The sequence below is a fragment of the Nitrospira sp. KM1 genome (genome assembly GCF_011405515.1).
Lineage (GTDB): Bacteria > Nitrospirota > Nitrospiria > Nitrospirales > Nitrospiraceae > Nitrospira_C.
Map to the genome: position 1 here is coordinate 713,828 of NZ_AP022671.1, position 23,319 is coordinate 737,146.

Consider the following 23,319-nt stretch of genomic DNA (forward strand, 5'->3'; position numbering starts at 1 on the left):
TGTTCGTCTTGGTATCTGTAACCCCGTGGTGCTCACCATATCCACATCCGTATGCCAAGACCGAATAAAATCCACAATGAAACAAGGCCGAGTTGCTTAACTCGGTCTGAGAACGCATGTAACAGCAACTCAAACGAAAAGAATAGGACAATCAATTTCGCCGAGAACAGTCCTAATTTGGAAATATTCTGGCTGACTTCTGGCAGCAAAGGGAAAATGACCGCCAGAAACACCATAAGATAGTCCAAGGGGGTTGTCTGAAATCTACTCTGTTCGTCGAATCGAAGACAGAGAAACACCATAATCGCCACAATTACAAAAAACACTTTGTGAGTCATGCTGAAAGCCGTCACGGTCCGAAGCCATGAATCCTCGCTGACATAAAGAAGGAAGGTGGTTCCGACATAAAGCCCTCCACGGACAAAATACGGAACAAACCTTGGGAAAAACGATAGGCCTCCCAGTACAATCCCAAAGAGCGCGAATGAGAGGTAGCCCACATCCGATGGTACCTGCCCCGGAAGCAACACTAAGCCAACCAGAAAAAGCGGCACGGCCACGGCTAGAAATCGAATGGGCATGTCGGTAAGCCATGGCCCGTTCATCAGCCCGCTTATCCGAACGCTAGACAGAAAACGCCCGTCCCGGGAGGCCGTTAACGGCTGAACGCCACGCCCGGCTGCGATAAAAATGCCAAGGACTGATCCTGCAATTGTCAGATACAGCGGAATAATGAGCAAATCGGACTGCCATCTGAGTAGGTAGGCCATCCAAAGCATTGTTGCTTGAATCGCGTAGATGACGATCACGGCCTCGTAATGAGACAAACCTACCGCAAGCAATTTATGGTGGATGTGAGCGCGATCTCCGACGAATGGCGACCGGCCCTCTGCGATACGTTGTGCCGTGACACCCAATGTGTCAAGAAAGGGCAAGCCCAGAAGAAATAATGCGAGGCTCGGACTGAACGGACCACGTGCCGAATCAGTCACCATAACGGCCAATACCCCCATCATGAATCCAAGTAATTGGCTTCCCCCGTCTCCCATGAAAATTCGAGCTGGATATGTGTTGTATCGCAGAAATCCTAGAAGGCCGCCGAGCAACGGAATGCTCAGCAGCAGAACCGTCGTGTCGTGTGAAAGATACGCAAGGTAGGCAATCCCTGAAAGACTTAAAAAGGACAGCCCGCCGGCAAGACCGTCCAACCCATCGGTCAAATTGACGGCATTTGAAACACCGATGAGAAATATCAGCGTGATGGGTATCCCAATCCACACGGGTAACTCAGCATCAATCATGAACGGAACGGTGCCAAATTTAATTCCTCCGATCAGGATCACGACCATGGCGGCAAGCATCTGGCCCAGCAGTTTCATCCGATATCCGAGATCCACACGATCGTCCCATACTCCGAATCCAAGTATGATCACGCTCCCGAAAAGAACAGATAATGTCGTTCCGTCCCTCGGTGCCCACAACGCAATACTGATACAAGTACCGACGGCAAATGCGATTCCTCCAACGCGTGGCACCGGGTGCGCATGCACCTTGCGCTCGCCTGGAATATCCATAAATCGAAATCGAGCCGCCATGAGTCGGAGCGGCGGAATGAGCGCCATACAGATCAGGAGCGAGGTCATAAAGCTGAAAAACAATTCGCTGTTCATGCGATCAGTCCAACCTGTCTTAGTTCTTAGTCAGGCACATAACGGTTCAATTCCGGCACGACGGTCGACACGAATTTCTCCAAGCGACGATTGACGTTTTCCTCCGACTCGCCTGGTCCCACCAATGACGCGATGCGTACGAGCGCTCCGTCTGTGCGGCTTCTGGACAAGGAATCCCATAATAAATAGAACTTCACAAGATATTCACTGGCCAAAATTCGATCACGCTGCTTGAACCAATAGAGGACGACCTGCCGCTGATTATCTTTCTTGATCAATGCCCGATTCATATGCATCGGCTGCGGAAATCCGTGGTACAGGGGCACATCCATGGTCTTTAACGACTCGATTTCCCATCCACCGCCTGGGAGGCAACTCTGTGGAGAATGTGCAGATTGGCCCTTCCGTTGAGAGCGGTAATAGGCGCTATAGAGGCTGATGGGATAGCCATCGTTCGATATATATTCGGCCAGCACATAGTCATCGAAGTGCAGAGCGTCGATATATTGCTTTTCCAACAACTGAGGCGTCCCGGTCCATTCATCCAAATGCATGGGAAAATCAATGAACATGCGCCTCTCCGGAGCGACTTCTACACGCTCTCCAATAAACACAGAAGCGACTGCTGCTGGGACAAGCAGCGCGACACTGCAAAGATACGCAGGGGTTGTCGATAGACTTCTTTGACCCATACGACTGTGAGAGGATGGGAGCGGGCTCCCCATCCGAACCGGAGAACGGTCGATCCAGCTGAAACGATCGCTCAATGACCTCCCGGTGCCGACAGGATCGACTATCGTTAGAATCCACATTTCGAGGATAAGCAACCCCAGACTGGCCATGAACAGCACCCACCCCTCGAACAAATGATAAAAGCCTTCTGCGGCAGACTGACCATGCCACTCCACCATCACACCGATCATCCCGATACGAAATCCGTTGACTAAGATCGAAATCGGTACGGAAGACACTACTAATATGACGCGTTTCCATAACCGGTCCTTGAACAGATACGCGCACAGAAGTGCGAGCGAGAGCAGCGGGAGCATATAGCGGATACCGCTGCATGCCTCGACAACTTGGAGCTGAACGGGTCCCAGATCGATGACATTTCCTTCTCGAAAGGCTATTACTCCGACAAACTGGAGACATCCCACGCCCAAAGCTGATGACCATAACTGGAGCCGGCTCGACAGGCCGGCATACAGAAATACGGGGAGCGGAATACTGGTCAACAAATACAACAGTGGAAACGTTACCTCTCGAGCCGCTCGCAAGCCAATCAATGAAACGACGACTCCCACGATGATCACCCATAAAGCCAGGTGTTGAAACGCATAGAGTGCCGCCAATTCACCGACCCAATAGAAGGCCAATCCTATGGCGATAATAGCCGGACCGTACCAAGATGAACGGATCCCAACAGCCGCGATGCGATGACGTGCTTGCCATGCCAGAAAGAGACTGATGAATGGCACGAACAATCCATGACTGTAATCCTCGCTCTCGGTCCAATAGGTAAACAAGACTCTGAGACTGTCGGAAAAGAGATACCCGAGAATGCCGATTAGGAAAAAGAGGCTGGATGCCAAGGCCAGCTTGCCGCTCATCACAACCTCAGCGGTATTGGATCTCGGGCAAGACAAGTTCATCACAACTGGAACACCGAGTGTCCAACCGGAGCGCTCCACACAAATGTTCCATGACACACTCCGCATCTGCACGCACGGTGAATGGGATTGGGAATTAAGAGCAGTGTTACAAAGAAAGGGCTTGGCACCCAACGAGGATACCAAGCCCATCGCGCCTCACCTTCGAGTGAGCTTATGCTTGGGTACGTTGAAGATTCCGCAAGCCCCCGGCCCCCAGTCCTACCAACGAAATAAGACCCGCTCCGAACAAGATCACCGCAGCCGGCAGGGGCACCGCAGTGAGTTTGTTCAGTGAACCCTGGACCCGAACCAGATCCCCCTGTGCATTTTCGAATACAAGTCTCCATCGTGTCCCTGTTAAGGAGGAGAGGCTTGGCGGATTCTGCAAATTCGTATTTGCAAACAGACTCCCCTCTCGATCCAGATTCAGATCGAAGGAACTCGGCGTGTACCCGTTGACTGCAGCGCCTGTTGCCGCCGTCACCAGCCGCCAACGGTCGCCCAGCATGCCACCGCCAAGATCGATCCCTTTCAAAACCGAAACAGTGTTGGCTCCCGGTGCATACGAAGACGTGTATCCGCCGACAGACAGCGTCATATTTGTCACGACGCCAGGATAATTCCCACCCGTTGCAAGCGTGTTATCAAACTGAAACGTCCCGGAAACAGAAGAGGTCGGGTTGATCGTCGGCAACAACGCACCGTTAACTTGCCCCACGCTTCCGGTAAATGAATAGCTCACCAATGCCGCATGAGCTGGACTCTGCAACAGCAAGACACACAATGTGATCGCAGGCAGCAGAATTCGTTTCAGCGGCCCCTGCTTGATAATCTCCATACCGATCTCTCCTTCGATTAAAGGTGGTCCATTCTGCACGGCTTTCGGATAAGCAAATCCCAGACCGCACAACCACCCATTATCTAGTTGAAATCGCAGGGATACAAACAGAGGATCAAATGTGCCTGTTGGTCATACCCTACGGACACAGTGCAATTCTGGATCGCGATAAGAAGAAACTTCCCACCTGATGTCATATGACATCAGGTGGGATGATCCGACCGGACATAATGTCCGATGAGCACATCACGCCGTCATGGTGAAACGATTTTTTTGCGGCCTCCACCCTCCTGCACCGAGTCCGATCAACGCTATCAAGCCTGCAGAAAACAGCATGACTGCTGCCGGTAACGGAACGGCGGTCAGGGAAGTCAGCGAGCCCCGCGCACGAACGTTGCCGCTTGCATCTTCAAATACCAGGCGAAACTGATTGCTCGCAAAGGATGAAAGACTGGGTGGCGTGGTCGGCAATGCTGCACTGGTAAAGGCTGTTCCATTGTTATTGTCGAGTTCAATGTGGAATTGCAACGGCGCAAAGCCTTGGACGGAATTGCCCGAAAGAGGCGCCGTCAGCGCAAAACTGTCCATCGACGGTAAATTCTGGATCCGGATAGCATTGCTTCCGCTTCCCAGAGTTCCGGTAAAGGAACCAAGATTGACGGTCAAACCCTGAATGGCTCCATTGTAGAGTCCTATGTTCGCACCCGGATTGCTGTCAGGCGTTGTGGATTGAAATGTGAATGACCCGCTGAGGGTCTGGCCGGTGTTGAGAGCAGGAAATACCGACGGGCTTACTTCTCCCACCGCGCCGGTAAATGCAAATTGTAAGAGCGCGGCTGATGCTTGATGGCTCGGTAAAGCTCCGGACATCAGTGTCAGCGCGAGTGCACTGGCTCCGGTTAATGCGATCAAATGCTTCTTTTTCGTCATAGCAGTTCCCTCCATGGTTAAGTCCTGTGGTTAGTCCTGTAACACATCACGCTCTTGCCAAACCTCAAGAGCGCCAAACACAACCTACATTTTGGGATTTGGAATCCGAGCGCAGCTACAAGCCGAAGCTACCTCAAACATGCAACCATGATTACTACTTAGTCGATCGAAGCAGCTTGAACAAGGACAAAAAAACGTATTTTTAAAATTTAATGTTGCAGAGACAAATGTTCCCGATCAGACGGTGGACCTAGCCTAGAGAAAATGCATTCTGAACCTAAACAATGCTGGGAATACACAGAGAATGTACGGATTGGATGGGCGCTGGCAATATCTGTTGGAGCTAGAAACGTCTGACTCTAAATCTATGTGACAATTTGCTCTTACTCATCAACGCGTAGTCTGTACGTAGTCTGTAAATTGTGTATGTATTCACCTACAAGACGACGGTCTGAGCGACAGAATTTCCTGCACAGGCGGAAGACACGACACGAGCTAATTTTCTGGCCAACACGACTCTGTCGAAATGTTCCATGACGAATGCCCTTCCACTCGCACCAAATCGATGGCACAGCTGCCGATTGTTGAAGAGTTCGAGCACGCGTACGGCAAGGTCTTTGGCATTTTCCGGTTCAATACAATATCCGGCCTGAGCATCGGTCAAGAGTGTTGCGCTCTCCCCTTCCACACCAAGCAAGATGGGTTTTTCCATGGCGAGGCTTTCGAATATTTTTGAGGGGATGACTGTCTTGAACAGGTCCGATTTTTTCAACAACACAAGGCTGATATGGGAGAGCGCCCACAGTTCCCGCATTTTACTCTTCGGCTGCTGTTCAAGCATCGTGACGTTGTCCAAGCCCAATCGACTGCGCATCGACAGGAGCTTTTGCCGTTCGGCGCCGTCGCCGACGAGGAGAAACTGAATCTTCGTACATCCAGAGATTTCCTTGGCAGCCTCGAAAATAGTTTCGAGATGATGTGCCATCCCGTGGGTCCCGAAGTATGACACCACGAACTTGTCTTCAAGACCAAGCTCTTTTGCCACGGCGTTATGCCCATCGAGCGGCTGATATTGCTCCAAATCCACGCCGTTCTTGATCACGGTAATTTTCTGGCCGTCGATGCCCTTTCCGATCATGTACCGCTTAAAAGAATCCGTAACAGGAACGATCTTGTCAGCATGGCGGTAGGCAAACAACTCAACACGCTCCAGCATTCGTATGAGCATTTGATTTTTGATAGCTCCCACCGCCAGAATCGATTCGGGCCACAAATCGCGAATCTCCAGCACCCAAGGGATGCGCTTCAGTCTGCTGACGAAATACCCTGCCAGGCCATTAAAGAACTGCGGCGAAGTCGACAACACGACATCGGCTTTCGGTAAAAATAGCGCGGCAACCACGGCGGAAGCCATATACGAAATATAGTTCAGCGTTCTCTTGAGAAATCCCTCATTCGCAGTCACGTAAGTCCAGACGCGGACCACGTGAATGCCGTCCTTTGTTTCACGGTGAAACAAACGGTTCTTGTAGCCACCGTACACTTTGCCCTGTGGATGATTTGGAGCACAGGTCACCACGGTGACGGTGTGTCCGTCCTTGACCCACTGCCGGCAATGCTCGTAGGTCCTCGTCGCCGGAGCATTCACCTCTGGTGGGAAATAATGCGACAGAAACAGCACATGCACCGGTACACCTCACTATTGAATGGTCTGGATTGAATCGATCTTTGTGATACGGTATCCGAGCATCATCGGGGCATCAGCTGCGCGAGTGCAGATAATAGATGCGTTCTTCATTTCCCTACCAAACTCCGGATAGTAATCCCCCTCTGCAAGCGCAATCTCAGATTGATCGCAGGCCTCGATGATGACGACCGCGCGACCGGAGCGATCTCGCACACTAACGGAGCTACCATCTAAGCATGCATGAAGATCGGGATGGAGATGGATGTAGTTCCTTGCAATGTGCTTTCCTGTCCCTTCTATCCTATCGCGCACTTGCCAACATGAATGTCCATCGTATTCGATGGATCTTGTGTGCACAAGGCCACCTGAGATTCTTCTATATCCGTTATGTGAACCTTCAAATATCAGACGGTTATCAGACTCAATCCTCGCATACGCGTGCAAAGCTCTTGCCCGTTGCGCAACACGAAACACTCCCCACATTTCAGACTGCTCCTGTCCATCGATCTCTACTGTGTTGTGAGCACGTGTGCTACGCGCATACCGTCGCTGAGGACTGGGCTGATAGTCATATATCCCGCTGTCCACGATCACGCGGCGGCCGTCTATGGCCAGTTCGTAGCTGAGTGTATCGCAATGTGCGTGCCCTGGCTGATAAGTTGGCCCAATGTCGCCGCAATCGATGACCATCATGTCATTACGATTTCTAAGCGCAAAATACCCGCTTTGCGGCTTTTCGATCGCTACGCGAGCAAGGTTGCTTTGAGGTCTCTTATAGCCGATGATTTGAGCCGCGTACCTAAAAATCTCATCCGGTGCTGGAGCAATGCCGATCGCTGAATCGTTAAAAAGAGGAATCATGCCGTCCGGGAGACAGATGTCGTGCAGAAAGTCCAAGGATCGATTCATACGAGTACGGAAATGATCGAACTCTCTGAAGCGTTTTCCCACGGACGAACCCATCACATTGAGCACATCGAGATAGTCCATGACGCAGATACAATGGTACATCGGACTTCTTTCGTAATGGCCGCCATCTGAGAGAAATTGCTCCTCGAGTTCTTCCCGCAGAATCTTCAATCCGGTTTCAATCCATCGATCGGCATCGTCTCCTTGGAAATACATTCCGGCAAAAAACAGCGCAACACCATTCTTGAGATAATGGTTCGCGAGAATATGATATTCGATATTGCGTTCCAACCAGAGCGCCTGATGGTAAAGACTCTTGTTCCACTCAGGTGGAACGGCCACCTGATCTCCATTGAAAAACTTAATCCAATTCACGATGCGCAGCGAAGCCGTGTAGGGCTCCCAAGCATCCTCCATACCTGCAGGAACATGGAGCACCCAATCTGCAACCAACTGCGCCTTGTCTGGGGTCGATCGCGCTGGATCGTTCAAATAGTCAAAATAGTGAAGATTGTAACGCCACAGCTTGGGCATCTCGCCCGAGGACCAATCCACAGCGTCATGAGAAAATGTTTTTTTTCGATTTAAGAAGCACAACGTGTGCTCGGCGGATGATTTCTGAGCACCCGTAGGACTCGATTGAATCAGAATTTTCCCGCGAACAGGCGGAAGAACTTCGCGACACTTTGGAATGGAGGAAGGACACAGCCGCCGGCGCACGAAATAGACGATTTGTGAGAGCTTCAGATACCGAAGGGTCCCCGCATACAGGCGTATTCGATCCATGAAACGATTTATGCCAAGGAGTCCATGATATCGAACGTCGTTCTGGTTACCTCCACGAGCTCGTGAAAGGGAATTGGGGACGGGCCTCCTTGTCGGATGGCGTCCACAAACGCAGCGACGCATGCGGCATTGCCTTTATCCTGCCGCCAAAGATTCATCTTTCTGAATCCCGGCCATCCAAACCCGGTCAGTCTCCGGAAATTATCCAGCTGCAAGACTCTTCCTGTTGAAAAGACTTCGAGCCTTTCTTTTGGGAACGATTTATGGCCGTTGGCAAGATAATGAATCGTGCCCGTTGAACCATTCTCAAATTTCATTGAGATCACGACCTTATCGTCTCGGACGATCGCATGATTGGACGATCCCATCATCAACGCCTGTACAGTAGTCACAGGTGATCCAACCAAGAAACGGAGGAGATCAACAAAATGGCATCCCTCTCCGATGATCCGACCTCCCCCAATCTGGCGATCCTGAGTCCAATGCTCGGGAGGAATATGGCCGGCATTGACGGTCATGATGAAGGTCTTCGGCTGTTCTATGCTGACAAGCAATCGCTTCATTTCCACGATTTGCGGAGAGAATCGCCGATTGAATCCCACCATCAACAGTGGAGATGAATTCTTTTTATCAGCGCATACGGATTGATACAGTTGGATTATTGCATCAAGATCTTCCCGAGTGATCGCCAGCGGTTTTTCGACAAACACATGCTTCCCGGCTTTCAGTGAATCGCAGACCAGTCGTGCATGACTATCATGTCGAGTCGCAATGACTATCGTATTCGTAAGCACGGAGTCGATTACGCTCCTGCCGTCTGATGTCGCTTCTGCAAAGCCGAACTTCCGACCGGCATGGGCCGCGCTCACTCCTGTACTGCTGGCAACTGAATGCAATCCCGCCCCTGCGCTTTTGAAAGCGGGGAGGAGTACTTGAGTCGCATAATTGCCGGCCCCAATACACCCGACGACCGGGTCTGAGGCCGTGATGGAATGAGGCTCTTGGGAGAGCGTAACCGTCCTGATCGACAATCTTTTCGTTGAAGACTCCTTCGAAGCCGGATACTGCAAGATAATGCCAAGAGACGGTGTCCCGCTTGAAATGAGATCGTACGCGGCGAGGGCTGTGTCGAAAGGGATGCGATGGGAAATGAGCGGGCCCACGTCCAACCTGCGATCGGCTAGCATATCGAGAACGGCTTCGAAGTTTCGCTGTTCCGTCCAGCGGACGAGCCCAAACGGGTAATCCTGCCCACATTCTTCATATTGCGGATCGTACCGCCCGGGTCCATACGAGCAGGAAACCTGAAAGCTCAACTCTTTTTCGTAGAAATCGGCCCGTGATAGTTCCAACCCAGTTACTCCTACCAAGACGATGCGTCCGCGTTTGCGGCACATCAGGGCTGCCTGATGTACAGGCTCGTTACTCTTCGTGGACGCCGTGATGATGACCGCATCAACTCCTCGTCCTCGTGAAAAGGCCATGGCGGCATCGAGTGGATCGGGGTTCTGAGCGAGGTTGAGAACATCAGCTCCAAAGATCTCCGCCAGAGTGAGCTTGGCCGGATCGTAGTCGAGCCCCAGAACCCGACACCCATGAGCTTTGAGCAATTGAACCGTCATTAAGCCGATGAGGCCCAAGCCGGTTACCACCACGGCCTCCCCCAAAGTGGGTTGAAGCAACCGTATGCCTTGCAACGCAATCGCCCCAACAACCGTGAAGGCGGCCTCTTCGTCTCCGACGAGATCAGGGATCTTTGCACACAAGTTTCGCGGCACGCAGACGATTTCGGCGTGCTTTCCGTTCGATGCCACCCGATCGCCAATGGCAAATCCGGCCACACCGTCGCCCACTTCCAAAATCCTCCCTACGTTGCAATATCCCATCGGCAGCGGCTGATCTAGCTTGTGGCGTACCGCATCAATCGTTGGCATCAACCCATCCGCTTTCACTTTATCCAGCACCATCCGCACTTTTTCAGGTTGCTGACGAGCCTTGTCGATCCAATTGGCCTTGCCGAATTCGACCAACATACGCTCGGTGCCCGAGGAAACCAACGAGCGCGTCGTTTCAATGAGGAGATGGTTCTCTCTCACTTTCGGAGATGGAATCTCACTCAGATGGGTTTCGCCGGATCCCAGGTGCTGCAGAATCTGTTTCATTCATACTCCGCTTATCACGAATCGTAGTTTTCCCGTAGTGCTCCGCTGAAGAGCATTCACATATTCCAACGTGATGCCAATGTCATGACCAAGTCGTTTGCGTGCCTCGTGTAACAGCTGCCTCTCAGAATTCGCGTCGTACCCATCCCGCTTGACGATACGGAAGACCAGCGCCCGGCGGTCCGGCTGGTATATTTGCGCCTCTCTGACATGGGTCAAATCTTTGAATATGTGGTCCAGCCTACCGATACGAGCTCCGTTGGGTAGCGTGACATAATCCTCCCGACGGCCATCGATCGAACCAACCGTGCGACCGGGCACATGACACTTCAATTGAGGCGTGCAAAGCTCGACGAGATCGCCGGTGTCATAACGAAAAAGAGGGAACGCGGGATTGCTCCAGTTTGTCCCCACGATTCGAAAAACATTGGCGTGATGTTCGAGCGGGACGAATTCCACAAAAGAGTAGTCCTCATCAACATGCAGGTGCCCGTTAACACATTCGGAGATATTTGCAACAGCTTCTGCCTGTCCATAGTGCTGACGGACTGGACAGCCAAACGCTTCCTCGATGAGTTGCTTCTGTTGCGGCAACAGATTCTCCGCTCCGGCCGTAACCACTCGGGGTCCTTTCGACAACCTTCTCCCTCTGTCCTGCAAATAGCCGGCAATTAAGGACAAGACTGACGGATAGCCGTGCAGCCAAGGAGGCGCAAGGCGATCGAGCGCGTCCAAATACACCGGGGCTGTTTCCGCAGAGAGGTGATATCCGCTGAAGAGGATCTGGCGACCTGGATAATTCATTCTCCAAAATGGAGCAGTGGTCTGCAGAAGAGGAACAACCGATCGACCGCCGAAATAGCCACACCATGTATTGTGAGACACGCCATGCCATTGCCGATACCGCCACCAGAGCGCCCACCGTTCTCGCTCTGCTGCCGCAGTCTCGCTAAAGACGAGACCGGCGCCGGTAGTCCCGCTGGTATGACAAGAAACCAGATCATCTTTGTTGATTGTAGGGTTACGAATCCGATCAGAGTCTTGTTGCACGTCTCCCTTGGTTAAAATAGGGAGTTTCTTCAGTTCGTCGAAAGGATTATCGCCATCAGGACGAACGTGATAGCGAACAAACCGCTCGGCCCAATACGGACTGCCTTTTCCGCTTGAGAGATGTCGTTTCAAACGGAGGTTCTGAAGATTATCGAGATCATGCCTAGAGAACCTCACCCGCTCATTCAGGACATGACTAATCTCTCTATATTCCGCTCCGTACCTCCGCCTGACTAACCTCCAACCCTCCAATGAGCACGCGGCATGCTGCAAGGCAATCGGGAGCTTGTTATAGATCTTCTCTCGGTCCATCACATCCCCGTCGTCACTTGACCACGAATGCACAGAGCCAGATGCTGTCCTGAGTGACCGGGTTCGCAAAGGCAAAGTCTCCGTGCGAATACTTGAGCCCTCCCCCCCACAACCGTTGCAGAGGCTCACACCGTAGCGTCTTCCAGATACGTCTGACCGAGTCCTGCCAATACCACTCCCCCAACAGCCTATAGTCCTTGATATTCCTCGCTACAATACTCTGTTGCATTTTAAATAGGCGATCATTGGTGAAGCGTTGCCCCCAAATCTCGACCTTGGAAAACTTCTCTTCGAGCATCGACCGAAACTCATCCAGCGTGAATTCCTTTACATGAGTGTGATTCACGGGCGACGGTTCGAATCCGAGGGAAAAGACGGGGCGGTTCGGCGTCGACACAAATCCCACTCCAGAATGCCGAAGATGCCGGTGAATGGTATCTAGCAAGGCCTGTGGTTGGTCCACATGCTCGATCACCTCGCAACATATCACCGTATCCCAAATGCCATTTCCACAATCAAAGTTTTGACTGCATATATCACCTTGCAAGAATGATCCTGCGGGATATATCTTTTTGGCATACGCGATCGCACTGGATGAGATGTCTACTCCAGTGACTTCCTTTGAGCCTAGCTTCTCTTTCGCATAAGCAAAATTGAATCCGGTCCCGCATCCAAGATCCAACACCTTTCTATCTCGGATGCTGCTTTTCTCGTCCAGGAATTTGATCCTCGCAATCTGCTCCTGAACCATCATCGCCGGATCATCATCCAAATCGCGTTCCGGCGCCAGAGGAATCGCACGGCCTGCATTGACACGCTCGTCATATCCTTTTCGTGAATTGATCATTGTGGTCTCGTCACGTGGTTTTAAACATTCCGGATACCTACACAAGAATTGCGATCACCGCAATCCGCCTTTTAGATTCGTTGCGGCTGCTATGCTCATCAATATGTGCCTTCCTCTCACCCATGCGTCTTTGAGCCGATTGGTCACATGACTACCGGCGTCGCCATATACAGGAAGCAATATGTTTTTCCTGCGGTGTTTCCTGAACCATCGGACGTATTCCCCATGGGTCATAGAATCGAAAGGAGTTAATGCTCTGATCCGTGTTGAGCTTTCCAATGCCTCCGACATTTCATATTCGACTGATCCGATGCTGCGGTTATAGGAATACCAATGACAGTTCATCCGATTGGCTGACGGAACCCATTCAAATGCTAATTGGCGTAGTGCAAAATCAGGAAACTTCAAATTCCTTCCGAAAACGAACCCTTCCGGCACATACCAGTTGCCGAGTCCGTATACAATCGGGTTCCCCAAGTGCATTTCTATACCCTGCACACAATGACTGTGACAGCCAATCACCGCAGACGCTCCATGTCGTATTGCTTCATGAGCCATTTGGCGATGCATCGGCTGGGGATAAATTTCCAGTTCATAGTTCCAGTGCATGAGCAAGACGATTCGCCTGCCGGGGAATATCTGTTTGGCTCTCTCCACACCGTCAAGAACCGAATCATGAGAGAGCGGATTTACGCCTGGAGTCCTCTGGGAAGCTACCCGGCATCCTATAGGGGACCAACCGAACCCTAAAAACACTGTTTCGCCCTCTGGATCTTTGAGAAGAACTGGCCGCGAAGCTTCCTCCAGGGAATCCCCTGCTCCGCACGACAAAATCCCGTGTTCCTGCAATGCGTGAACTGTCCGCTTCGGGGAACAGTCGATATCGGTAATGTGATTATTGGCGAGCGACACTAACCGCACATTGTTCTTATGGAGATAGGAAAGCACCGCTCGATCGTTATAAAGACTATCATCCTGCGGACTCGAATCTTCGGGAAGAATCGCACCCTCGAGATTCGCAATCACGGGACTTGTGGCAAAGCGCTTCTCGGTACATGATATCGACTCTGGCGTTCCCTTTGGGAACGCGATGTCTCCAAGAAAAAACATATGTACCCTGATACCTTTCTTCTGTCGAACTACAGTCTTATCCAGCCGGCGTGACATTGCGAATTTTATCGCAGTTGCGACGATGCAATGCGTAAATGCAGTTCTTGTACATCTCGTATTTCATCTCTTGCGTCGGCAAAGCATGAAGAACCTTTTTCCCCTCCGTAATCAAGAAGTGCCAGAGCTTGGCATCCTTGAGTACACGGATAATTGCGCCTGCAGCGTCTCGAGCATTCATTGGTTCGAAGTATGTTGCGGCATTTCCACATACATCGCGTGCAAAGCTTAGATTCGTCGTCACTATAGGCACACCCATTGCCATTGCCTCCGGGTAACTTGCGGAGAATGTCTCCAAAACTGAAGGTAGAAAAAGCATGTGACATGCACGGTATATGTCGGGACCTTGGCCTAGCGGAACATATCCCGCGTTCACGATTCGGTCATCAACCCCAAGTGCTCTCGCCTTCGACATTACCTTTCTGATTCCATCTCCTTCACCCGGCAGCGTCATGACAAATTCAAAGCGCAGGTCCGGTTGAATTGACCTGAGCTCTTTAGCGACAACGGGAACAATCTCCAGATACTTATGCCTATAGTAGGCAGCCATGCATAAAATCCTGAGATTATCCCCGCCCGATGGCACGTTCGTAACGGTTTCGCACCTAAGATAGGATTTGGCGCAGTTATTAGGAATTATTGTAATTCGTTCTTTCTGTATCCTCAGCCTATTACTCATCCCTTCTTTCGCAGTTGCCGTTTCTGTTACCCAAGCATCGGCCTTTCTGAACATGACGGCCTTGTACAAGATGCGCCCCAGGAGCTTCACCGCATTGACCGGACCCTGTACCGTCCGCCATGCCCACCGATCACCGTGTGTCACCCATCCATCAGCCACGCCGCAAAGATGCGGCTGTACAAAATCGACGTATGCGGGACCGAACAGGGTGAACACGATATCCGGGTTTATATCCTGCGCCAACTTTCGAAGTATCTTCCTACTCTGAATATTTCGTGCCGGTGAGGGGCTGACAACTGATACAGAATGCGACATGGATGCGACTCCCAATTGCTCCAACTCCTCAGCTATGTTCTTAGAAATCACATAGTGCCACGCAATATCATCAGATGTGCTCATTGCCGTTTGAATAAAGGAAGCGGCGACCTGCAAGGCCCCCCCCTTTACTAACGTCGAACAGTTCAATAAAACTCTCACTCGGACATGATCTCCAGCATGATAAAAGACTCTGACCGCATTCCTCGCATCCCTCCCCGCCGCCTCTCTTTCCATGAAAGCCATGCACAACCCATAGATTCGCGAGACCTTAGATACTGGCAACCCAGGGTGGATGAAGAGGGGACGGAGGAGGACTTATCTCTGGAACTTCATCTTCATTGTCAGGTTGCACCCTACATACGGTCGCACCGCTCAAAGCAAACCCCATCGTCGTAACGATCGAATTCGCGAAAACGTCAGCCGTGTTAGACCACAGCATCAAACACATTGCCCAAATACTAAAAAACAATGAGCCAGATGCCACGACTGTCCCTTGGTATTTCATAAACATACCAATCCCTCGCAAGACGAGAGAAAAATAGGCGACCACAAGTGTCAGTGCAACCACGACCCCCACTTCTGCACTCAGTCTGATGAATGAACTTTCACCAAGACCTTCCATCTTGACTGCCTGGTACACCTGCGCTCCGCCGCCAAAGAGGCGAGAACCGAATGTGAAATAACCCAGTCCCTCGCCAGTAAACAAATAGTCCTCTAACATCGTCTCGATCGGGAGCCAGACATTCCCTTCGAGCCTGACAGGGACGGCTGTGATGACGCTTGCGAAGCGATCAAACACGGCTTGCGCCATACCGGGTCTGGCAACCCAAGCCCCCATAAGACCTCCTGCGATCAGCACGCTCGGGATGACTATTTTTCTCAAACTCACGCCGTGTTCCCTCATATGAATCACGTTGATCATGATCGTACCCAATACAAGAAACATCAGTGCCGCTCTTTGTCCTGATACAAAAATAACCGCCAAATCGAACAGCATCAAGGCATAGAGCAGTGACGATCGTTTGACCCTGGAGAACAGGAGGTAACACCACTTAAAAAAGACAAGGGTGAAGATGACCTGGCCGAATTTGCCGGTGTGCGTAAATATGGACGTCGGCCTGAACATTCCGCGTATGAGCAGCCCTTTCTCCGTCGTCGCAAAATCGCCTACTCCAAGGGCTGAGGTTCCCCATACCGAATTTATAGGATGGTCCTTACCCAGGAGCACCTGCAATATGGCCATCGAGCCAATTATAAGAATCCACGCGTTGACACAGAAAAATATCCGGTCATATCCATTCTCGACTGCAGATACATATCGAGCACAGAGCAGCATGTAAACCAATGGCAAAAATGTCGCCCGCAGACCTATTCCATACATTCCTATGTGGTTGCCGGCAGACAGATGGTTGACCAGGGTCAGAACGATGACGAGTGCGCTCAAAAGTACAAATACGGACGGCACGTTCTTCACGTCCAGATTCCCCTGAAGACCTACGGCAATGGCCGTCAGAATTACCAGCGCATCTGCCGCCAGGAACACAAGATCGGAGTAGACAAAGTACTTCCGAATTACCTCCTGTAGGATTGGCAAGTTGAGCAGGAATAGCAGCCACCAATGATTCATTTTTTCCCCATGCCATTCAAAAGACCTTGCCTCCGCATCGGCTCTCTCATATCCATGACTCAGGTTCAATAGGCTTGGCGGCGAACGTATGCGACCGAGGACTTCGAGCCAGCGACAATCCGCACTTCACCAGCGATACACACGCGCTCTCACAATGGACATCAAATGACATATGCCTATCCGTGATGAAATCGTAACGACCAGCCAGACCACGCATTCGCACCGAGCACATAGCGGGAAGCCGTGTAGGAATAGCCGACAAGCAAAGTCAATTCCGTCAGAATCCTGTTGAGGATTGCCCCATTCACCCCGTACAGATCTATAAGAATGTATGCACACGGGACACTGATGAGCGCCGCAACCGCCTGGCAATACAGCCTCCGCCTTCCGTGATCGCCTGACATGAGGGAACTCTCGATACTCGTAGACATGAAGCGCAAGAGGATGCACACAGACAGCATCGATAGAATCTCACCAGATCGACTGTATTTGTCACCGAAGAACAGATTGACAAGCGCTCCTCCAAGCCAATAGATGCCGATGGTAGCGGCGAGACCAAAGAGGGTCATCGTTGCGCATCCAAAACGATACACAGATAGAAACTTCTTCCAATCACTGTAAAACCAGCGGTGGATCTTCGGTAGCAAAAATTTCTGATACATCGCTTGGGGAACCAGAAAGGTCACCAGCAGAAAAGCGGTCGCAATTGAAAATGCTCCTGCGGCGATTGGACTAATGACGCTTCCTAGCAACACGATCTCGATCCGTCCATACAACATGCCCAGCACCGCAGCCCCGGCGAACGGCCAAGCCACCGTCAAGAGGTTCTTCAGACTGGGACTAGCAGGCGAAGGATTTTCCGAATAAGCACTTGATGACTGGTGTCCAGCCAGTCGCATTTTTGATGGTGTGAATGACGCGAGGGCGAACGCAGAGCTTGCGATAAGCAGCAGTGACATCGCACAGAACCCTTTGGCCACCAAATCTACACTCGGCGTTGCCGCGTAATACACAACCGCAGCCACCGACAATCTGCCTAAGTGGGGCAATAGTTGCCACATCGATAACGCGGTATATCTCGCCTCGAGTTGTAACTTTGCACCAAGCAACTCCACCAGTACCTGCATGACCACCATAGCCTGCAACCACCAGATGGTTCCGAACAGACGAGCATCATTCATGAACCAGATGACGCACCAAGATAAACCGAGGACACAGGGCCCCCAGACCAACATGAACCCAAACGACTTCTTGACCCATCTGAAAGCCTGCCACCCTTCCTGTCCAAATATGAGAAGCCACACGCTGGGCATGCCAAAGCCGATCACGGCGGTCACGATCACAACAATCGATAACGCGGTACTTAAAATTCCAAAATCCTCGACCGTCAGGATCCGACCGAGCAATACCTGAGTAAGGAATGCAAGAAACCCCGATCCTGCCAGGCTGAAAAAGATGAGCGCGATGCTCTTCAGGCTTGACTTCAATTCGGATCGAATAGTCAAACGTGCTCGACTTTCCATGAGCAAATTCGTCAGCATCCGAATCCTTCCTGCCTGCCGGAGGGCTAGTGATCGTAGCAGGCGGAGACCCTTACCGAGAGCCTTATTGCAAAAATGGAACTTCTTGCACCTGGAGGCGAAGCTAGAGCAGACGTCCCGTTTCTGTTCAATTATTCTCGGAAACTACCCGAAGTAAGTGATAAATGGTCTTGGAACGGACCTCTGCCAGATGAGCCGGTAGTGATGCCCGCAGATCCGTCAAAAATTTTTTTGCTTCGAGTGCAGCAGCAGGATATGGCTTGGAAGAGTGTTCTAATGCATTTTCCAGTGTTGTCACATAGCGCACATCATCAATTCCCTCTCGAAAACCTTCCCAAGCCAACGTATCAATGACTCCATCGACTGTCGGGTACGTAAAGTTGTGGTCACGATATTGTGGATGATCAAAGTCATTCCATATGAATCCCATTGAATCCTGGTAGGCATAGGGCATGGCTCCGTCGTAATCGTTTCTCCATAACTCCAGTCCGTAGTTTCGTCGAAATACTTCTGGATTTTCCGGTCCGGTCTGAGGATTGGCATATGAAAAAATCCTATGCCCTGCTCCGTGGAACTGTTCCGCCTGAACGGGTTGTAGCTTACCTGCCAGGACCAATAGGTCCAAAAGATCTCCTGTTAGCGAGAACGCGTCCGAGGATCCCGCAGTAAAAACCTTTACTCCTTCGTCACGCACCGCCTCCCATGCTTTTCTTTGGGATGCCAGTCTCTCTCCCTTGGCTTCGTCGATACCGTAAAGATAGATAGTCTTGATTCCTTGCTCGCCCACTATGTCTTTCATTGCCTTCAGCCGTCGGTTTAACATGATCAACTGTTCAGCTGTGTCGGGGTTTCCTGTGCCGGAGCCAAGGTAATATAAGGTTGAACTATCCAAGCCGACTTCTCTTCGTATCCTCAGGGTTTCATTAAGTTCAGCTTTGTTCAGACGATGATATACAGTTGGATTCTTTACCCCATGTGCCAGCATATTGGTAAGCTCGGCAACAAATTGTGTATGGCTTTTCCGTTCTGATGAAATGGTAGAGCTTTCGGAAAGCGTACCCCGGTAATAGATACTATAGTCAATTTTTGGAGGATCCAGGTTAAAAGGAAGAACCTCAAGAGTGACTCCGAGATTGCCTATCAGACCAGTATCGTCCATCACGGCAATACGGCCGCGATAGATGCCGGACTTGGCATCATGAGGAACATGCACCGTGACCCACAGCTGTCTCGTTTCGTTCTTTCTTAGGGATATCGGCTGCAGTTCCTTAGCATCGCTCACTGGAAATTCGTCGGCAGGAGTTTGAACACGGACACGCAGCGCCGCAGGCTCGGTCACCGACACCAATTTGTTACCAGAAGGAAACTTTAACCTCACAAAGTTCGACTTGGATGCCTCATCAGCTTTAATTAGCTCATCGTCCTTCAGGAGCAACTCTGGCACGAGGACCTTGGATTTTCCCATATAAGACAGCCCAATGGTGTTCCATCCGCCTCCTGCCTGATACCACACTTTGACAAGCCGAAGATCTATGCTGCTTTTAGGAATGCTCCCACTATCTCCGACAAGGTCACTTGGATCGAACCGTAGGTTTGTAATATCACGCCCTGAGGACCGAATCACGAAGCTCACCGGCTCATACTCATCGCGACAGGCACTGACTTGTGCCATCGTAGATGCGCTGCCCGGTAACGGATACGTTCCAGGAAGGATCTGTCCAGGGCTGATGGGATCGACCACGTGCACGAACAGCGGCCCCAAATTCGGCACTTCGGCGTAACCAGGCATGTTCATAGAGAGCGCGATACTCGCTCCCATAACGATAATGCCCAATATCTGAGATGAAGTCTTCACCGTACTCGCCCGATTATTCATCGCGTTCATGATCATTTTCACCTACCGTCAGTCGCGGCCAAACGCCCACCAATCGATAGGCCCTCCATTTACGCAACCTATTTTGAAACGTACGTCATGCACCGATTAACAACTGCTCGAGAATCTTGACAATCCGCTCTGACGTTTTTCCGTCCCATTTAGGGGGAATTCCACCCTTTTTCCATTTGCCAGCCTTCAATCGGGCCAAGGCCGGTGCTAGGTTACTCGGATTTGTCCCAATCAATTCGTTCGTCCCCATCGTAATTGTTTCAGGGCGTTCGGTATTGTCACGGAGCGTCAAACATGGCACGCCAAGCACGGTTGTTTCTTCCGTGATCCCTCCGGAATCGGTGATCACAGCTCGTGCATGCCTCACCAAATAGTTGAATTCAAGATAGCCCAACGGATCGATATAGTGGAGCTGTGGAGTGCGAATGCCAAGCTCTCCAAGCTGCTTAGCGGTACGAGGATGGACAGGAAATACCACGGGGAAGCCTCGAGTGCCGTCGACGATGGCTTCGAGCAAGGACAACAAACCCTGTTCACCGTCGACATTCCCAGGACGATGTAATGTCACAACGAAATAGTTGCTCGGCTCAAGCGCCAAGGCATTCCAACATTCCGGTGGACGTAGACGTGGAAGCTGCGTGAGGAGCGTATCAATCATCGTATTTCCGACAAAGAAAATACGATCTTCGTCGACGCCGGCTTGGCGCAGATTGTCATTTGCCGTCTGGCTTGTCGTGAAAAACCAGTTCGTGATTGAATCCGTGACCACCCGATTGATCTCCTCCGGCATCGTCCAATCACCGGACCGAATGCCCCCTTCCACATGCGCTACCGGTACACCCAGCTTACGCGCGGCAATTGAGCACGCCATGGTCGAGGTGACGTCGCCCACCACGAGACACAAATCGCTCTTTTCTTTTAAAAGAATCTTTTCGTATGCCATCATGATTCCGGCGGTTTGTTCTGCTTGTGTGCCAGACCCAACTTCCAAATTGATGTCAGGATCTGGAATACCCAGTTCTTCGAAAAAGCTGCCTGACATGGCCCGATCATAATGCTGCCCAGTATGGATCAATCGAAAGCGAAGCTCGCTTCCCCGATTCTTGGCGTCATTGAGGGCGCCTATAATCGGTGCAATTTTCATAAAGTTGGGACGTGCTCCAGCGATCAAGTCAATTCGTTTCATTCATACACCCGGTCCCCATTCGTGCCCACGAAGTGGATTGGATAGTCGATGCGGGATCATGATGCGGTGAGCGCTCGCTACTGAAGATTTCTTAACCGATTTGAAGGGGTTGGGCAACAAGAAATCCAGTTGTGCTACTAACCTCTCGTCTCGAAAGATGTTCTGCCAGCCTGGCACTCCTAGGCTGGTCGAGAACGTGTCACTTCTGCTGAAAGTCCGGATGGTCGGATTCTTTTGCTGCTTAGAGACTCAATCCGCGCAGTCACATCCCGGAACTTCCCGTCTTCACGTCGAAGCCATCGATACGCTTCCAATGCTTCATCGTCTCTTCCTAGAGATTCGAGAGAGCGACCAAGAAGATACAGCACTTGAACCGTCTCCTTCATTGACGCATTCTCCGACTTCAATGCATGCCGAAACGCGATCACGGCCTCTTCGTACCTTTGTTCCGATTTGTAACAGAAGCCTATTTGCGCGTAGGCCTTGAGCCCATAGCAGGTATCGTTGGCCGCCTTCTGAAACTGTTCAATCGCCCTGCCATATAACCCCGCTCTTCGAAGGGCGAGTCCCCGCTCGTACCACTCCGCGCTGGTGATAACCTCTTCCAGGCCATTCTCCTCGGTTTGATAGACGGCTTCAGACATGGACAATATTCCAGAGCCTTCGAAACTGAGCAAAACCTGGACCAGTGAGCTAATGGCAAGAGATCCAACTCATTCAATGGTTTACGTGAATGACCTGTATGAGACCTGTGCGGAACCTGCCAATACTGTACGCATCTCGAATCAGTGACCTTTGGTCACGGCAGGATGACAAACGACTCTGTTGGATAGAATCTAAATCTCTGATTTAACTGCACATTGTGGCGATTCACCCAATCCACTCGATTGGTTTCTTGAGGGCTGCATCCGCCCCCCAAGCAGAACGCTCAGTCTCAACGGGATGTGACACGAATAACCGAACTCAGTGCGGCTACGCTTGGGACCGATCGGCCCATTCACAAAGCTTCTAAGAAGCTTTTTCATGAGCCATTTCCGATGCGGGAGAGAGAATCGCCTACCTTGCTAGGACGAGTAGGGAATATCCTCCAAAGATGCGAGCAGAAAACGACATGCTGATCTTTGAACACAACCACCGAGGAACATTTGCGATAGCCCGTTTAACCGAAGGATGTTCTCTAAAAAGTTGCATGCACGGATTTGTGTAGAAACTATCGATCACATCATGACCCGTATCTTTCAACGTGGCTATAGCCGAATCAGCCGTAAAGTAATGAAGGTGGCCCATTGAATACCGATTGTTCAGAAAGACGTTCCTCAGGACTGAAGAGACATGAAGATCTAACGGTATATGGTAAATTTTATAGTTCGCCTTCATTCTGCACTTGGCCAGAAATCCCATATAATCCGGAATGTGTTCGTATACGTCTATTGCCAATAGAACATCAAAATGCTCGCGATTTCCTTCAGCGAACAAGTCCTCGCAAAAAAATCTTACTCTAGAAGTTTCGTGTCGCTTCGCAAGTTGAATTGCGAAAGGTGAGATGTCATACCCCCAAAACTGTGTGTCACGAAGTTCCTCAACCCTGGATAGCTCATTAATGATTAGACCCGCGCCACATCCTATCTCTGCCACCTGTTTAGGACAGAGACGGTTGTCACGAATTACCTTAGAAATCTGCTTTGCCTTCCACGGAGAATCTTCAGCGTGCCATGACTGCGAGGTTTCCAGGTATTTCCCGCTCGTGTATAACGTTTCGTTCGTCATGCCAAAGCCTTCATGGTCTTCTAGGGTTTAAAGAACATATCGCTTTCTGCTTCCAACCCCCCATCGTAAAGCCTCTATCCACTAAAATATAAATACTATCCAGTCTCCAATGTACTGAACTCTTTTCTCTCAGCGCAACACAAGTCTCTTACGTGCGGCTGAGAAGATGCACCTCGGTAGTATTTCCTCACCAACGAAGTTCCCGACCGCGAACATGCCAAACACCATCAGAAGGATGTGGGGCTGCCGGTAGGACCTCCAACAGAGTCCGTTCAAGTCCGAGGGGCTCCGCGCAAGTTAGCCCAG

General features: G+C 51.0%; 17 protein-coding genes. All 17 read right to left on the minus strand.

Annotation, left to right across the window (positions count from 1 at the left end; all coding sequences use genetic code 11):
- Positions 1 to 32: 32 nt before the first annotated feature.
- On the minus strand, positions 33 to 1,670 hold the full coding sequence (locus W02_RS03335) for a glycosyltransferase family 4 protein (protein ID WP_173044785.1): 1,638 nt from the start codon (positions 1,668 to 1,670) through the stop codon (positions 33 to 35).
- Between the two features lie 26 nt (positions 1,671 to 1,696).
- On the minus strand, positions 1,697 to 3,280 hold the full coding sequence (gene xrtD / locus W02_RS03340) for a VPLPA-CTERM-specific exosortase XrtD (RefSeq protein ID WP_173044787.1): 1,584 nt from the start codon (positions 3,278 to 3,280) through the stop codon (positions 1,697 to 1,699).
- A gap of 214 nt (positions 3,281 to 3,494) precedes the next feature.
- A complete protein-coding gene (locus tag W02_RS03345; protein ID WP_173044789.1) occupies positions 3,495 to 4,160 on the minus strand; it encodes a hypothetical protein in 666 nt (221 codons plus the stop codon).
- 246 nt (positions 4,161 to 4,406) lie between these two features.
- A complete protein-coding gene (locus W02_RS03350) occupies positions 4,407 to 5,090 on the minus strand; it encodes a hypothetical protein (RefSeq protein ID WP_173044791.1) in 684 nt (227 codons plus the stop codon).
- Positions 5,091 to 5,526: 436 nt separating this feature from the next.
- Positions 5,527 to 6,777 carry a glycosyltransferase family 4 protein gene (locus W02_RS03355; RefSeq protein WP_173044793.1) on the minus strand — a complete coding sequence of 417 codons (1,251 nt, stop codon included), beginning with the start codon at positions 6,775 to 6,777 and terminating at the stop codon, positions 5,527 to 5,529.
- 12 nt (positions 6,778 to 6,789) lie between these two features.
- On the minus strand, positions 6,790 to 8,472 hold the full coding sequence (locus W02_RS03360; protein WP_173044795.1) for a heparinase II/III family protein: 1,683 nt from the start codon (positions 8,470 to 8,472) through the stop codon (positions 6,790 to 6,792).
- 8 nt (positions 8,473 to 8,480) lie between these two features.
- Positions 8,481 to 10,634 carry a bi-domain-containing oxidoreductase gene (locus tag W02_RS03365; RefSeq protein ID WP_173044797.1) on the minus strand — a complete coding sequence of 718 codons (2,154 nt, stop codon included), beginning with the start codon at positions 10,632 to 10,634 and terminating at the stop codon, positions 8,481 to 8,483.
- Complete coding sequence (locus W02_RS03370; protein ID WP_173044799.1) at positions 10,635 to 11,816, minus strand: phenylacetate--CoA ligase family protein; 1,182 nt, start codon at positions 11,814 to 11,816, stop codon at positions 10,635 to 10,637.
- A 193-nt stretch (positions 11,817 to 12,009) separates the two neighbouring features.
- Entirely contained in the window at positions 12,010 to 12,843 is an 834-nt protein-coding gene (locus W02_RS03375; RefSeq protein ID WP_173044801.1) for a bifunctional 2-polyprenyl-6-hydroxyphenol methylase/3-demethylubiquinol 3-O-methyltransferase UbiG, read from the minus strand.
- 54 nt (positions 12,844 to 12,897) lie between these two features.
- Positions 12,898 to 14,010 (minus strand): CapA family protein, encoded by a 1,113-nt coding sequence (locus W02_RS21975; protein WP_370467958.1) that lies wholly within the window; start codon positions 14,008 to 14,010, stop codon positions 12,898 to 12,900.
- The gene (locus W02_RS03385) at positions 13,991 to 15,250 is read right to left on the minus strand and encodes a glycosyltransferase family 4 protein (RefSeq protein ID WP_173044805.1); all 1,260 of its coding nucleotides are present in this window, start codon (positions 15,248 to 15,250) and stop codon (positions 13,991 to 13,993) included. Before W02_RS03385 ends, W02_RS21975 begins: the two co-directional genes overlap by 20 nt.
- 25 nt (positions 15,251 to 15,275) lie before the next feature.
- Positions 15,276 to 16,481: a hypothetical protein gene (locus W02_RS03390; RefSeq protein WP_173044807.1), complete on the minus strand. Its 1,206-nt coding sequence runs from the start codon at positions 16,479 to 16,481 to the stop codon at positions 15,276 to 15,278.
- Positions 16,482 to 16,810: 329 nt separating this feature from the next.
- Entirely contained in the window at positions 16,811 to 18,175 is a 1,365-nt protein-coding gene (locus W02_RS03395) for an oligosaccharide flippase family protein (RefSeq protein ID WP_173044809.1), read from the minus strand.
- A gap of 127 nt (positions 18,176 to 18,302) precedes the next feature.
- Complete coding sequence (locus tag W02_RS03400; RefSeq protein ID WP_173044811.1) at positions 18,303 to 20,060, minus strand: hypothetical protein; 1,758 nt, start codon at positions 20,058 to 20,060, stop codon at positions 18,303 to 18,305.
- An 85-nt stretch (positions 20,061 to 20,145) separates the two neighbouring features.
- A complete protein-coding gene (gene wecB / locus W02_RS03405; protein ID WP_173044813.1) occupies positions 20,146 to 21,246 on the minus strand; it encodes a non-hydrolyzing UDP-N-acetylglucosamine 2-epimerase in 1,101 nt (366 codons plus the stop codon).
- Positions 21,247 to 21,425: 179 nt separating this feature from the next.
- The gene (locus tag W02_RS03410) at positions 21,426 to 21,890 is read right to left on the minus strand and encodes a tetratricopeptide repeat protein (RefSeq protein WP_173044815.1); all 465 of its coding nucleotides are present in this window, start codon (positions 21,888 to 21,890) and stop codon (positions 21,426 to 21,428) included.
- Between the two features lie 412 nt (positions 21,891 to 22,302).
- Positions 22,303 to 23,013, minus strand: coding sequence for a class I SAM-dependent methyltransferase (locus W02_RS21980; protein ID WP_173044817.1), 711 nt, complete (start codon positions 23,011 to 23,013; stop codon positions 22,303 to 22,305).
- Positions 23,014 to 23,319: the final 306 nt, after the last annotated feature.